11 protein-coding genes and 1 riboswitch are annotated in these 15,264 nt (G+C 53.1%); of the genes, 5 read left to right on the forward strand and 6 right to left on the reverse strand.

The window, feature by feature from the left end; translation table 11 throughout:
- Positions 1–13: 13 nt before the first annotated feature.
- The 5 genes from KNV97_RS17015 to KNV97_RS17035 all read right to left on the reverse strand — a co-directional run bounded on the left by KNV97_RS17015 (position 14) and on the right by KNV97_RS17035 (position 5,403).
- Entirely contained in the window at positions 14–364 is a 351-nt protein-coding gene (locus KNV97_RS17015; RefSeq protein WP_407701891.1) for an MSHA biogenesis protein MshK, read from the reverse strand.
- Complete coding sequence (gene pilO, locus KNV97_RS17020; protein ID WP_136487618.1) at positions 357–1,013, reverse strand: type 4a pilus biogenesis protein PilO; 657 nt, start codon at positions 1,011–1,013, stop codon at positions 357–359. The genes KNV97_RS17015 and pilO overlap by 8 nt, the downstream gene beginning before the upstream one ends.
- The gene (locus KNV97_RS17025) at positions 1,013–2,458 is read right to left on the reverse strand and encodes a PilN domain-containing protein (protein ID WP_168797062.1); all 1,446 of its coding nucleotides are present in this window, start codon (positions 2,456–2,458) and stop codon (positions 1,013–1,015) included. Before KNV97_RS17025 ends, pilO begins: the two co-directional genes overlap by 1 nt.
- A gap of 8 nt (positions 2,459–2,466) precedes the next feature.
- Positions 2,467–4,473, reverse strand: a complete 2,007-nt coding sequence (csrD, locus tag KNV97_RS17030) for an RNase E specificity factor CsrD (protein WP_218562421.1) — start codon at positions 4,471–4,473, stop codon at positions 2,467–2,469.
- 384 nt (positions 4,474–4,857) lie between these two features.
- Complete coding sequence (locus KNV97_RS17035; protein ID WP_136487620.1) at positions 4,858–5,403, reverse strand: single-stranded DNA-binding protein; 546 nt, start codon at positions 5,401–5,403, stop codon at positions 4,858–4,860.
- A 284-nt stretch (positions 5,404–5,687) separates the two neighbouring features.
- Between KNV97_RS17035 and KNV97_RS17040 the strand changes: the two genes are divergently transcribed.
- The 4 genes from KNV97_RS17040 to KNV97_RS17055 all read left to right on the forward strand — a co-directional run bounded on the left by KNV97_RS17040 (position 5,688) and on the right by KNV97_RS17055 (position 12,199).
- Complete coding sequence (locus KNV97_RS17040; RefSeq protein WP_136487621.1) at positions 5,688–6,338, forward strand: LuxR C-terminal-related transcriptional regulator; 651 nt, start codon at positions 5,688–5,690, stop codon at positions 6,336–6,338.
- Positions 6,339–6,468: 130 nt separating this feature from the next.
- Positions 6,469–7,338: a UTP--glucose-1-phosphate uridylyltransferase GalU gene (gene galU / locus KNV97_RS17045; protein ID WP_136487622.1), complete on the forward strand. Its 870-nt coding sequence runs from the start codon at positions 6,469–6,471 to the stop codon at positions 7,336–7,338.
- Between the two features lie 135 nt (positions 7,339–7,473).
- The gene (gene uvrA, locus KNV97_RS17050) at positions 7,474–10,296 is read left to right on the forward strand and encodes an excinuclease ABC subunit UvrA (protein ID WP_218562422.1); all 2,823 of its coding nucleotides are present in this window, start codon (positions 7,474–7,476) and stop codon (positions 10,294–10,296) included.
- A 70-nt stretch (positions 10,297–10,366) separates the two neighbouring features.
- Positions 10,367–12,199: a PglL family O-oligosaccharyltransferase gene (locus KNV97_RS17055; protein ID WP_218562423.1), complete on the forward strand. Its 1,833-nt coding sequence runs from the start codon at positions 10,367–10,369 to the stop codon at positions 12,197–12,199.
- A gap of 56 nt (positions 12,200–12,255) precedes the next feature.
- Here the strand turns inward: KNV97_RS17055 and KNV97_RS17060 are convergent, their stop codons facing one another.
- Complete coding sequence (locus tag KNV97_RS17060; protein ID WP_136487625.1) at positions 12,256–13,377, reverse strand: pyridoxal-phosphate-dependent aminotransferase family protein; 1,122 nt, start codon at positions 13,375–13,377, stop codon at positions 12,256–12,258.
- 176 nt (positions 13,378–13,553) lie between these two features.
- Positions 13,554–13,731: riboswitch (Lysine riboswitch) on the forward strand.
- Between the two features lie 106 nt (positions 13,732–13,837).
- Here KNV97_RS17060 and lysC point away from each other — a divergent pair.
- A complete protein-coding gene (gene lysC, locus KNV97_RS17065) occupies positions 13,838–15,187 on the forward strand; it encodes a lysine-sensitive aspartokinase 3 (protein ID WP_136487626.1) in 1,350 nt (449 codons plus the stop codon).
- Positions 15,188–15,264 lie beyond the last annotated feature (77 nt).

The following is a 15,264-nucleotide window of genomic DNA, read 5'->3' on the forward strand; positions in this document are numbered from 1 at the left end:
GTAATCTTCTACCTTATTGTTTGATATCAAGGGAAAACAGCGTGAGTTCCCAATGCTGTCCACCACGCGTGAGCCTGACCATGGATTCAGTCACAGCCGCGACCAGATAACCATCCACTTTATCGCCGCTCTGCACGACCTGGTCGTTGACGATGGCATTGCAGGTCTGGCTGCACAAAATGCTGTGCAGCTCAGGTAACGCCGTTTTCGCCGGTGCACTGGCTTTAGCAGCCGGAGTAAACCCCAGCGGCGCGGTCGGATCTGTGCTGGCGAATGCCAAAGTGCTGCCGAGGAGCGCGCCGCCCAGCAGCATATAACTTTGCCTGACTCGTGTTGTCAGCCTGCGAATTACCATATTAGCCACCAATAAACTCCTGGCGTGAGCCCAGGGTATACACCTGCACAATCAAGCGTGCCTGCGGGTATTCTTCCACCGCGTAGTGGAAACTGCGCCAGTAGTATTTGACCGGCAGACTCTCCAGCGCCAGCAGATAATCACGGATGGCAAAATAGCTCCCCGTCAGCTCAAGGCGCACCGGATGGACATAATACGTGCTGCTTTCCTGCTCCTGCTGCGGTTGACCGGTTTTCATCGGCTCAGCCGGCAGTGACGTCAGACTGATCAATTTGAGCTTGCTGCTGCGCTCTAAAACGCTTTGCAGCAATTGTGCCATTTGAGTCGGCGAAACCAGAGTCGACGTCAGTTCAGCCAAGGTCATCGACAGCTCCTGACTCTGCGCTTGCAGGCTGGCGAGCTGCTTATCGACATCCGCATCGGGATTTTTGCTCAGTGCGACTTCAAACTGCTGAATCGTCATCACTTTGCTGCCATTCGCTGCATTCAGACTGGCCAGTTGGCTGCGTTGCTGCTGGTAGCGTGCCAGGACAGGATCCAGCAGCCAGGTCTGCAGCAGCAAGGCAACCGCGACTAAACCACACACGGCAATCAGCCATTTCTCGCGCGCCGAGCGCACAGCAAAAGCCTCGTTCCAGGCAATCCAGCGTTGCTTCATCACTTAGCTCCTTGCTGAGTCTTCAGTTCAAAAGTAATCACATCATCGTCATTGCGGCCAATCACCAAGCGGTCAAAACTGCGTCCGGTCAGGTGCAATTCACTCTGAAACTCGGCAATCCAGCTCGGCACCACTTCCGCATCACGGGCCAGCCCTTCAATGTCGAAGCGCTGCGGCGTCATATCAATCTGACGCAATGAAATATCTCTGCGGGCCAGTTTGGCCAGGGCATTCATCACCCCGGAATAACCCACCTGCTGGGAGTGATCAAACTGATTGATCGCAGCCAGTGACTCCTGTTTAGCGTCAATCTCTTTTTTGAGCCGGGCGACAGCAGCCAGTTTCTCTGCCGAGGGCTGATGCTGGGCGACCTGCTGTTTCAAGGTGCTAATCTGTTTGTCCCGCTGCGCTGCGAGCGCTTTAGCCTCCGCAACCTGCTGATCCAGAGCAGACAAACGAAAGTGATAAACGACGGCCACAGCCAGCATGATCAACGCCACTCCGCCCCAGGCGAGGCAAACATTAGCCAGGGTGAAATGATCTTTTTGCGGCTTGAGCTGCTGCTGATAGAAATTCACCGCTGAGTCAGGCAGATGGCGGCAATGGCGCGCCAGCAACTGGCCGGATAACTCCTGCGGCACCTCATCGGAGAGAGTGAACACCTTTACGTTCAAACGCTCATTCAAGCCGCTAATCAACTCCGCATGATCCTCGCCATCACAGCAGATATGCAGCTGATGCAGGGGAATGCCTTTTAGCTGGGAGGAGAGGTAATCAATCGAACGTTGCAGCTCCAGAGCCAGTCCGTCCAGTTGCAACATCGAGCTGGCCATACCGGTTAGCGGCGCGACGATGCCGCGCAAAGTGCGCTGGAAATTACACTGCTTATCGACAAACGCATCCAGTTTAAAATGGCCGCCCTGACTGCGTTGCAACAACAAAAAGTGCGCCTGTTCGGGCAGGCAATGAGCCCAGACTTCCTGCTCGGGAACCATGCGCCCCAGATGGCAGCCGAGCTTTTCCAGACTGTCCGCCAACTCGAGGATCGGCGCTTTGGTCATGACATACGTCTGGACCTTGTTGCTGCCGGTCAACGGGTGAGCATCAGCGACCACCTCGGTCACTTTCTCGCTGATTAGATCTTTAAGTAGAAAAGGCAGGGCGGCCGTCCACTCTTCACGCGGTACGGCCGGCTGATCAATCTGGTAGCTCTGATAAAGCTGGGAGTGTAACACCACATCCAGGGTGACCCCTTTCAGGCCGGCTTTGCGCACCGCTGCACACAAAGCTTGTTGCCAGCTATGACCGTCAAGCGTGCTGCGTTCCGGCAAGGCAGGCACAGCCGCAGAGGCAAAATAAATTGCATCTGGCTGCACCACAGCGCTGATGGTGTGCTTCTGGCTGCTCTTGCGGGTCAGTTTCTTGATTACATCATCCAATGTCATAGATTATTTCACTTTGTTCGCCAGCGGTTACGACGTCCGGGTTTGACCAGACTTTTCAGTGCGTTGACAGGCGGTGGCGGCGCAGGAATCAAATCCTGCTCTTCGGCAAACAGACGCCCCTGGCCACCATCAACACCGAGCGACAACAACATCTGCCATTCGGATTCACTCTCCACCCCGACCGCAATCACTTTGGTTTCCGTGCCGCTGCACACCCCGATCATACTGCGTACAAACAGCTGATTTTCATGGCGCTGATCGATGTTCTTAATGAGGCTACGATGTAGTTTCAAATACTTAATTTTTAAATCTTTAATGTAATGAGTGGCGACAATAGTCCGCCCGGCCTGGCCAACCACCAGCTCACAGCCCATTCCGGCCATCATCCGCATCACCGGACGCATGTAATCGAGATGCTGCACCAGATGTCCTTCAGCAAATTCGAACGACAAACGCGAGCGCAGGCTATGCGGCAACTGCATCAGCTCATTGCGGAACCAGCGCAGATAGCGCTTATCGGCAAACGGCACCACATGCATATTGAGCGAGAAGGTTTCAGCCTCCCACTCGGCTTGTTTGAGCAGTTGCAGCACCCGGCTGAATACGGCGCGATCCAGTACCATTTCATAGCCAACCGTTTCTAGTGCAGCGCTGAAGCGGGAGGCTTTCAGCAGACCCTGCTCAGGATCATCAATCCGTACAAATAACTCATTATGAACTAATGTTAGTCCATTAACCGCATCAGATAAATAACATGGCTGACGAAAAAGCCTGATTTTTTCGGGAGTTAAGCATTGGTCAAACAGAGTTCTCCAGCGTACGCTACCGCGCTCATCATCTGCTTTGGCCACTTTTTTAAACCGGCTCCAGGCATTACTGCCCTGCAACTGGGCGCTGCGCAGTGCCGTTTCCGCTTCATCAATAATCCGGCCACGTCGCTCACCTTCCTGGTACATACTGACCCCGATATGGAACCAGTTGTCATGATCCATCGGGATTGGCGGTGTGATGCGTTCAATTAATTTGAGACATTGTGTCGCTACATGCGCGACATCCTTCGAGCTCTGATTCGGCATAAAAATAGCAAATACCGCATCGTAATAGCGGGACAGAATCACTTCCGGATAACGGGCAATGACGTTGGAGATGCACTCTCCGACCTCAACCACAAAATCATCAATGGTACGTTTATCCTGCTCTTCCCGCGCGGCATCCAGCTCTTCCATACGAATCATAATCACGCCGCCATGAGCGCCGCTTTCCAGCATGGTTGATTCCAGCTTACTGTCGAACAATATCCGGTTGGCCGCCCCGGTCAGCTGATCCAGAAAGGTCTGGCTGCGGATAAAGGTATCAAAACGGCTGCGTTCCTGGCGCGCATCCTGTAACTCTTCAATCAACACATCCAACGCTTCACTGGCGGTATACGGCCACTCACGCTCATCTCCTTTGGCGTACTGCTCAACCCGGCCGGCCAGAATCATCCGCCCGCGCTCTTCCAGCAGCTCTGAGCCATGCAACTGCTCTTTGAGCCACTTCACTCCGCGCACCAGGCAGAACACGATTAACATCACCGCCAGAGTGATCGAGCCCATGGCACCCATGGAGTAACCATAACCGAGGTATGGCGGGACTATCTTGAAATGAATCGAGTAGCCCTGATTACGCGCTAAAGCGATATCCGTATCGTACAGGCGAGCGGGGTCGGTCTTCGATGAGGTGTCTTTAAAACGGTAGATAGTGCCGGCCGGCGAAGAGAGCTGCATCTCCACGATGTTAGAGGCCTGCAGCATTTTGGGCATCCAGCGCTGCATGGAGTATGCCGCATCCGGATCTTCTAATTCTTTGTCCACCACCTCAACGATCCCGTGCAGGTAGTGATTGAGGTACTCCTGCCCCATACGCTGAAACGACAAAGTGCCACCGATGAACAGAATAAACATCGCACTGATAACAATTAACGTAACGAACGCAACTAAACGCGTACTCAATTTAAGCGTCGGTGTATACCGCATGAAACTGAATTCCCTTCCTATTCATCGGTTGAGGCAACAAACTCAACGGGCATTGAAGCATTCTGTCACTCGGGATCCCGGTGATCTTATTCACTCAAAGCGACCAGCGGAGCTGATCAATACAGCTTTGCGAGCCGAGAAGTCATGCTTATTGTGATGTCCCGTCTGGCGGTGGACTATATCATCCGATGCTCGCCATCAATACGCGGACGGGTTTACTGCCTGATAATCGATGTTCGACCCCGCCTCAATACCGGGTTGCGCGGTATCAGCGGGAGACTCAGTCTGGGCTGGATACGGTTCCTGAAGCCACAATTTGAGTATCGATGAGTTAACTATATAAAAAAGCCGCGAAATTCGCGGCTTTTTTATATCTCGGAGCTCTTAGAATGGGATGTCGTCATCAAAATCCATTGGTGGCTCATTGTACTGCGGCTGCGACTGCTGCGGTGCCTGCTGCTGCTGTGGCTGTTGTGGCTGGCGCTGCTGCATTGCCGGTTGCTGAGGCTGACCCCAACCACCCTGCTGTTGTGATGACTGGTTCATGCCACCACCTTGTTGCGGCATACCGCCTTGCTGACGGCCACCCAGCATCTGCATGATACCGTTATAACCCTGAACAACGATTTCAGTGGTGTAACGATCCTGACCAGATTGATCCTGCCATTTACGAGTCTGCAGTTGGCCTTCAATATAAACCTGTGAACCTTTACGCAGGTATTCACCAGCGACTTCTGCCAGCTTGCCGAACAGAGCAACACGGTGCCATTCGGTTTTCTCGCGCTGTTCACCAGTCGCTTTGTCACGCCATGTTTCTGACGTAGCAACTGTGATGTTTGCTACCGCACCACCACTAGGCATGTAGCGAACTTCAGGATCGCCACCCAGGTTACCAACCAAAATTACTTTATTCACGCCACGGCTTGCCATGTTCTGCTCCGTATTTAAATTCGGTGTATTTCTGAAATAGTCGGCAAGGATAACATGCTTTGCATCGACTACCAATCATCCACCAGATAGTTCTCTCTCCCGGCGCAAAAATCCATCCTTCACGCTCAATTTCTTCGGCGCACTTCGAGCTTTTTACCCCTGATAAGCTGCTCATTTACCTGAACAATTGAATTCTCACGCAAAGCCTGATTTTGCATTCGCCTCTGTCGATTAATTTCGGCATGTTACAGCTTTCAGCCCCACAGATGGAAAGGAGAACTGTCATGTCACGCACCAATTACACCCGCACGATTTACCTGCTGTGTCCGGATCAAAACCAGCCACCCGCCCCCTCGCTGCAAGAGGCATTATCGCGTCTGCCAGTCGACGTACCCAGCATCGAACCCGAACAACTCCTGCACGAATACAAAACCGACAAACATAAAATCCTGTTATTTAATTATGACCAACACCAGGAACTTCGCCAGCGCCTGAGCCCGTTACGGCTGACCAATATCAACCTGGAAACCATACTGTTTAATGTCAACCGCCGGCTGCGCACCGAGGATTTGCTCTCATTCGGTCATCTTAAGGGGCTGTTTTATCGGCAAGACACGCCTGAACTGATTGCCGACAATCTGGCGGAAATCATCAATGGCTATAATCGCCTGCCGCGCCATGTCAGTAGTCAGCTGCTGCATCATTTCCGTCACGTCTGTCAGCATCACAACACCCAGGCCAGCCTCAACCTGACCACGCGCGAGCTGGAAATACTGCGCTGCCTGCAGACCGGCAAGTCCAACCTCAGAATGGCGGAAAGTCTGTTCATCAGTGAATTTACGGTCAAATCGCATCTCTATCAGATCTTTAAAAAGATTGCGGTCAAAAACCGTACTCAGGCGGTCGCCTGGGCTAACCAAAATCTGTTCTCATAACTGAGGTGAGCAGCACATTTTCTGGTCCGGGACAGAGAATGTGCTGAAGTCACGCCCCAGAACATGGTAAAGTCGTAGCCAAATTGGCTTCCAACTATACAGAATCAAAGAAAAATAGGGCTTTAAACTTATGATCAACAAATGCCTTTTCCCGGCAGCTGGCTACGGCACCCGCTTCTTACCGGCAACAAAATCAATGCCAAAAGAGATGATGCCAGTGGTGAACAAACCTCTGATTGAATATGGTGTTGAAGAGGCCATTCAGGCGGGTATGACTGGTATGTGCATTGTGACCGGACGAGGCAAGCACTCGATCATGGACCACTTTGATATGAACTACGAGCTGGAACATCAGATCAGCGGCACCAACAAGGAAAAACTGCTGGTTGATATCCGTTCGATCATCGATACCGCGCAGTTCACTTACATCCGTCAACGCGAGATGAAAGGCCTGGGTCACGCGATTCTGACCGGTCGTGAACTGGTCGGTGATGAACCCTTTGCCGTGGTGCTGGCCGATGACCTGTGTGTGAATGAGCAGCAGGGTGTGCTGGCCCAGATGGTTGCACTGTACAAACAGTTCCGCTGCTCGATTGTCGCCGTACAGGAAGTCCCGCAGGATGAGACCCACAAATACGGTGTGATCTCAGGCGAGATGATCAAAGACGATCTGTTTCGCGTGGATGACATGGTGGAAAAACCAGAACCAGGTACTGCACCGAGCAATCTGGCGATCATCGGCCGCTACATTCTGACTCCGGATATTTTTGAGCTGATCGAAAATACCGAACCAGGCAAAGGCGGTGAAATCCAAATCACCGACGCGCTGCTGAAACAAGCCAAAGCGGGCTGTGTGCTGGCTTACAAATTCAAAGGTAAGCGTTTCGACTGCGGCAGCGTTGAAGGCTACATTGAAGCCACCAACTACTGCTTCGAGAACCTGTACCAGAAAGATCAGCAAAAGGTTGAGCTCGACAAGCACTCAACCCAGAAATCATAATTGCTGTACCTGACCTGATTCTGCAAGCCATCCTCCGGGATGGCTTTTTTTAACTGTTTTTTTATCCAGTAATTATTTGCACACTTGTCACTCTATGTAATACTTGTCCGACTTGGTATGACATAGAGAAAACTGATGGATAAAATCGAAGTTCGTGGTGCCCGTACCCACAATCTGAAGAACATCAACCTGACCATTCCGCGTGACAAACTGATTGTCATCACCGGGCTGTCCGGCTCGGGTAAATCATCGCTGGCTTTTGACACCCTGTACGCTGAAGGACAACGTCGCTACGTTGAATCCCTGTCGGCCTATGCCCGTCAGTTTCTCTCTTTGATGGAAAAACCCGACGTCGACCATATTGAAGGTCTGTCGCCGGCCATTTCTATCGAACAAAAATCGACCTCTCACAACCCACGCTCAACCGTCGGTACCATTACCGAAGTCTATGACTACCTGCGTCTGCTCTATGCCCGGGTCGGTGAGCCACGTTGTCCGGATCACCATGTGCCGCTGGCCGCACAGACCATCAGCCAGATGGTCGATAAAGTGCTGGAAATGCCGGAAGGCGCCAAGATGATGCTGCTGGCACCGATCGTCAAAGAGCGTAAAGGTGAGCACGTTAAAACGCTGGAGAATCTGGCCGCACAGGGCTTTATCCGCGCCCGTATCGACGGTGAAACCTGTGATCTGTCCGATCCGCCGCCGCTGGAACTGCATAAAAAGCACACCATTGAAGTGGTGGTGGATCGTTTCAAAGTACGTAGCGATCTGCAGCAGCGTCTGGCAGAGTCGTTTGAAACCGCGCTCGAACTGTCCGGCGGTATCGTCGTGGTCGCTCCGATGGACGGTGACGGTGAAGAGCATGTCTTCTCCGCCAACTTCGCCTGTCCGCACTGTGGCTACAGCATGCGTGAACTGGAGCCGCGCCTGTTCTCATTCAACAACCCGGCCGGTGCCTGTCCGACCTGTGACGGTCTTGGCGTACAGCAGTATTTCGATCCGCAGCGCGTGATTCAAGATGACAGTCTGAGTCTGGCCCAGGGCGCGATTCGCGGCTGGGATCAGAAAAACTTCTACTACTTCCAGATGCTGACTTCACTGGCCAAACATTACGATTTCGACCTGCAGGCACCATTTAAACAGTTACCGAAAAAGATCCAGGACGTGATCCTGAACGGCTCCGGCCGCACCGAAATCGAATTCAACTACATCAATGACCGTGGTGACATCCGGGTTAAACGTCATCCGTTTGAGGGCATACTCAATACTCTGGAGCGCCGTTACCGCGATACCGAATCCAACTCGGTGCGTGAAGATCTGGTGAAATATATTTCGACCAAATCCTGTGCCAGTTGTGACGGCACCCGGCTGCGGCTGGAAGCACGTAATGTGTTTGTCAACGACACCACCCTGCCGCAGATTGTTGAACTGAGCATTGCTGACGCGCTGCAGTTTTTCCAGTCGCTGCAACTGGAGGGCCAACGCGCCAAGATCGCCGAGAAGGTCATGAAAGAGATCAACGACCGGCTGCATTTTTTGGTCAACGTCGGCCTCAACTACCTCAACTTATCGCGCAGCGCCGAAACCCTGTCCGGCGGTGAAGCACAGCGCATCCGTCTGGCAAGTCAGATTGGTGCTGGCCTGGTTGGCGTAATGTACGTGCTGGATGAGCCGTCTATCGGCCTCCACCAGCGTGATAATGAGCGCCTGCTTAGCACCCTGACTCATCTGCGCGATCTGGGCAATACTGTCCTGGTGGTCGAACACGATGAAGATGCCATCCGCCTTGCCGATCATGTGATTGATATCGGTCCGGGAGCCGGAGTGCATGGCGGCGCTGTGGTTGCCGAAGGCACGGTGCATGAAATCATTGCCAACCCGGACTCGCTGACCGGCCAATACCTCAGCGGCAGCAAAGCGATTCAGATCCCGGCCAAACGCGTGCCTCGTGACCCGAAAAAAACCGTCGAGCTCATCGGCGCCTCCGGTAACAACCTCAAAGACGTTAATCTGTCGCTGCCGGTGGGCCTGTTCAGCTGCATTACCGGCGTATCGGGTTCCGGCAAGTCGACCCTGATCAATGACACCTTCTTTAATATCGCTCACATCGCCCTGAACGGCGCCACCACCTCCAAACCGGCACCGTACAAATCGATTCAGGGTCTGGAGCACTTTGATAAGGTGATCGATATCGATCAGAGTCCGATTGGGCGTACACCACGCTCGAACCCGGCCACTTATACCGGCATTTTCACGCCGATTCGCGAGCTGTTTGCCGGTACTCAGGAGTCGCGCTCCCGCGGCTACAAACCAGGCCGTTTCAGCTTTAACGTCCGTGGCGGACGCTGTGAAGCGTGTCAGGGCGATGGCGTAATTAAGGTTGAAATGCACTTCCTGCCGGACGTGTATGTGCCGTGTGATATCTGTAAAGGTAAGCGCTACAACCGCGAAACCCTGGAAGTGCGCTACAAAGGTAAAACCATTGATGAAGTGCTGGAAATGACGGTGGAAGACGCGCGAGCTTTCTTCGAACCGGTGCCGGTGATTGCGCGTAAACTGCAGACCCTGATCGATGTCGGCTTGTCTTATATTCGTCTGGGCCAGGCAGCAACCACTCTGTCCGGTGGTGAAGCACAACGGGTCAAACTGGCGCGCGAGCTGTCGAAACGCGATACCGGCAAAACCTTATATATTCTTGATGAACCGACCACAGGTCTGCACTTCCACGATATTCAGCAACTGCTCGATGTCCTGCACCGCCTGCGCGATAATGGCAACACCGTGGTGGTGATCGAACACAACCTGGATGTGATTAAAACTGCCGACTGGATCGTCGATCTCGGTCCGGAAGGTGGCCAGGGCGGCGGCGAAATTATTGCCGAAGGAACCCCGGAAGATGTGGCCCAGATCGAAGGTTCACATACCGCGCGCTTCCTTAAACCTATGTTGAAATAGAAAAAAGCGCTAAAAGTGAAGAAACCAGCGGATGACGCTGGTTTCTTTTTTCGTTTACTAGTGAGACGTTATGGCAACCTTGTTACTCAGTGGCACTCAGCTCGAACCGCAGGCCCCTCGAGCTCCGTTGAATAAACCTTTTCTCCTGGTGCTGGGCACTGTTTACCTGCTCGCCATGCATTTTTTCATGCCTAATCCCGGCGGCTCCGGACTGGCGCTGGCTTTTAATCCGGCGACCTGGCTGACCCTGAGCGTGGCACTGGCCATTGGCCTTTATCAGCTGGCCTCCTATCGTAAGCTGCGTTACTCCAAGCTAAGTATTGTCCTGCTGATCTGCAGCGTAATTATGTCGCTGCCGATGCTCTACACCAATGCCTACTGGCCGGGAGCCATCAGCCGCATGACCGGATTATGGGCCGGCCTGCTGCTGTTTATCGTGCTGCAGCAGTTCTACTTCAGTAATAAACACAAACAGCGTCTGTTGTGGTACATCATATTGGGCTGTCTGATTGAAGCTGCCTTTGGCCTGGTGCAGTATTTTGTGCTGCAGCCAGGCAATCCGTTTGGCTACAATGCCGTCGATAATCGTCCGTATGGCATTTTCCAGCAGCCTAACGTCATGGCCAGCTTCCTCGCCACTGGCCTGGTTTTGTCCGGCTACCTACTGGCCCGTCAGCCGAAGAAATACAACAAACACCTCAGTGAAGTGAGCCTGCTTTATCTTACCCCACTGATGACAGTACCGCTGCTGATCGTTCTTGCCTCACGCACCGGCTGGCTGTCGGCCATTCTGGGAGTCGGTCTGATCCTGCCGTATCTGTACCGTTTTTCTCCCCGCCAGCGCTTCGTTAACTGGCTGCTGGCCACACTGGGCGGGATACTAATTGGTATCGGCGCCATGTACTCCCAGGGCGGCGATGGTCTGGTGGCGGACAAAGCTGACTTGGACAGCCCGCGCCGCTACACCTTCCCGCAAACCCTCGACATGCTGATCGAAAAACCGTTTACTGGTTACGGCTACGGCGACTTTGAGTCCAGTTATATTCTCTACACCGCACGCCAGCACCAGCTCAATGATCAATACCCGGCCGGTCTGCCGGCGATGGACCATCCGCACAACGAAATCCTTTACTGGGGGGTCGAAGGCGGCCTGTTGCCGGTTCTGGGGATGGCCATTGCTGCGGCTTTTGTCCTACTGCGCATCCGCTCAGCCAAACGGGGGACCCGGCTGGCGATGTTTGCTCTGGTGCTGCCGATCCTGCTGCACACCCAGCTTGAGTATCCGTTTTATCACTCCGCCATTCACTGGATCACCTTCGTGATCCTGCTGTTCTGGATCGATCTGCGCGTCGCCAGATTCCATGTGGTCCGTTTTAGTAAGATCAGCCGTTCGGTGCTGCGCGTACTGAGCCTGATCCTGCCGCTACTGACCGGGTTTTATATGCTCAGCGCGCTGCACACTAACTACGTTCTGATGCAGTTTGAGCACTCCAAGCCGCGTAATCCGGCCCTGCTGGATAACGTCACTAACCCTGTTGTATGGCGTGACCGCTTCGACTGGGATGTGTACAGCACTTACCTCAATATAGGTCTGGCACAAGACAAACCTGAGTATATCCAGCCGTACATTGACTGGTCGCTGGACATTATCAGACACAAACCGCGCCCGGCGTTTTACAGCAATCTGATCCTGGCCTATCAGGGGCTGGGCGATAACAGCCGGGCCGAACAAATCCGCGCCGAAGCCAGTTTCCTGTTTCCGGGCAAGGATTTCAGTCAGATTCAATACCGGGCCCCGTCTGAAGCGCTATCTCAGACTGCGTCCAGCACCTCATCCGCTGATCTCGGTCACAGCCAGCTACGCAGGGCTTTAGACTCTTTACCTGAGCCTGCTAACCAGTGATCAAAAAAGGTGGCCTTGCGCCACCTTTACTCTATCTGGATCTCATGTCGCGACAATCAACGCTGCAGCGCTTCTTGTAGTGCTTTCAGACACAAGGCAATATTTTCAGAACGGGCGCCATAACCCATCAAGCCGATTCGCCACGCTTTACCCGCCAGCGCGCCCAGGCCAGCACCGATTTCCAGGTTGTACTCTTGCAGCAGATAACGGCGCACCGCTGCATCATCAACGCCTTCAGGAATATAAACCGCATTCAGTTGCGGCAGGCGGCTTGCTTCATCCACCACAAAGCTCAGCCCAAGCGTCTCTAAACCTGCTTTTAATTTCTGGTGCATCTTACTGTGTCGCGCCCAGGCATTCTCCAGCCCTTCATTTTTCAGGACCAGCAGTGCTTCATGCAGTGCATACAGGCTGTTGACCGGAGCCGTATGGTGGTAGCTGCGCTTACCCTGCCCGCTCCAGTAACCCAGCACCAGGCTTTGATCCAAGAACCAGCTCTGAACCGGTGCCGTGCGGGTCTGAATTTTTTCAATCGCCAGCGCAGAAAACGTCAGCGGCGAGAGACCGGGTACGCACGACAGACATTTCTGACTGCCGGAATAGACCGCATCCAGCTGCCATTCATCCACCAGCAGAGGTACACCACCGAGCGAGGTGACGGCATCAACAATCGTCAGCATACTGTGTCGCTTGGCAAGCTGGCCGAGCGCTTTGGCGTCGCTGCAGGCACCGGTCGAGGTTTCAGCATGCACAAAGGCCAAAATTTTCGCATCCGGATTCTGTTCGATAGCGGCGGCCACTTTATCTACCGAGACTGGCGTCCCCCATTCATCATCCACCAGTACCACTTCACCACCGCAGCGCAGCACGTTTTCACGCATGCGCTCACCAAACACGCCGTTACGGCACACAATCACTTTGTCACCCGGCTCGACCAGATTGACGAAACAGGCTTCCATACCGGCACTGCCCGGCGCCGAGACAGCAATGGTAAATTCGTTCTCGGTCTGAAACGCATATTTAAGCAGTTGTTTGAGTTCGTCCATCATGGTGATAAACAGCGGATCAAGGTGACCGACGGTCGGACGACTCAACGCCTGCAGCACCTGAGGTGAAATATCAGAAGGCCCCGGGCCCATCAGAATGCGGTGTGGTGGAATAAAACTGCGAATAGTCATGTTGGCTCCATGCGTTGGGGGGATGAAATATCAAGACTAATGCAAATTATGCCCTATCACAATTGGCCATAAGTCGAGAGGTCGAACCTGTCACATGCGCAGTGAATAATTATTTTGTCCGCAAGCAGAATTTACAATTGACATTAACGGCATAAACCCGTTCAATGTGTGAGCTATTTAGCAGAAGAGGAGCACTGCCCAGGCAGATATTTTGTGGAGCCTCAACTCCAAAACAAAATATTCAGGGGGAGTAGTGCCGAGACAAATCTTAATTGTGGTTTTGATTTGTCGGTTGACTGGGCTGAATCCCTTCAACTGTCATTGGCCCCGAGCTGATGAAGAGCTTCTGAGGTCATCTTTTCATAGTCTCACCTCTTTTTTGCTCTAAAGAACACTCTCTTCAAACATCGGATGTTGGAATACCAACCATTTTTATTTCTGGAATTCTGGGAGAAATGCCGTGAGAGCATTCAATGTCGCCAAGTTTGGCGGAACAAGCGTTGCAAATTTTGAAGCCATGAGCCGTTGCTCTGCCATTATCGAGAACAATCCACAAACCAAACTTGTGGTGAGCAGTGCATGCTCGGGCGTGACAAACCTGCTGGTTGAACTGGCGAACGGTGTCCAGGACGCAGAGCGTCGCTTGGCTGTAGTCAAAGAACTGGCAGACATTCACAACGCCATTATCGACCAACTGGCGGAGCCGGTTAAGGTTGAGAAAGAAGTACACGCTATTCTCGACAGCGTCGCGAGCGCAGCAGAAGCGGCATCGTTCCAGTCGAGTAAAAAGCTGACCGACCATCTGGTCGCATGCGGTGAACTGATGTCGACTCATATCCTGGCTCAACTGATGCGTGAACGCGGGGTTGACGCGGTGCGTTTTGACATCCGTGAAGTGCTGCGTACCGATGACAACTATGGTAAAGCTGAAGCACAAGTCGAAGAAGTGAAACGTCTGGCGCAAGAGAAACTGATTCCTCTGTGTGAGAATCAGGTTGTCGTCACACAAGGTTTTATCGGTTCCGATGAGCAAGGCAATACCACCACTCTCGGCCGTGGCGGCAGTGACTACTCAGCGGCGCTGATCGCCGAAGCGGTTCAGGCTTCAGGCCTTGAGATCTGGACCGACGTACCGGGCATTTACACCACTGACCCGCGTATCGCACCAAAAGCATCACCGATTCCGGAAATCACTTTCAGCGAAGCGTCAGAAATGGCCAACTTCGGTGCCAAAATTCTTCATCCTTCAACGCTGGTACCGGCGATTCGTCACGGTATTCCTGTGTTCGTCGGTTCATCGAAAGAACCGGAAAAAGGCGGGACCTGGATTCGTCAGCAAGTGGAAGAATCACCACAATTCCGTGCTCTGGCACTGCGTTGCAACCAAACCATGGTGACCCTGCGCAGCGACAAGATGTTCCATGCCTACGGTTTCCTGGCCAAAGTGTTTGAAGTGCTGGCGAAATATAAGATCTCGGTTGATTTGATCACGACTTCAGAAATCAGTGTTTCCCTGACTCTGGATAAAACCGATACGTCAGGCGGCGCACCGGAACTGCATCAGGCCGCACGTGAAGAGCTAGAACAACTTTGTACGGTAGAAGTCGAACACAACCTGTGTCTGGTTGCTCTGATCGGTAACCAGATGGAAACCAAAGGTTACGCTAAGCAAGTGTTCAGCACCCTGGGTGACTTCAACCTGCGCATGATCTGTTACGGCGCGAGCGATCACAACCTGTGCTTCCTGGTTGACGCACCGGTCGCGAAGAACGTCATCCAGACTCTGCACCAGGAGCTGTTTGAAGGTTAATGCTCTGCCAGTGCCAAGTAGTGAGTTTCAGGCATTAAAAAGGTCACCCTCGGGTGACCTTTTTGTTGGCTGGCGTT

It is taken from the genome of Vibrio ostreae, from assembly GCF_019226825.1.
GTDB classification, from domain to species: Bacteria; Pseudomonadota; Gammaproteobacteria; order Enterobacterales; family Vibrionaceae; genus Vibrio; species Vibrio ostreae.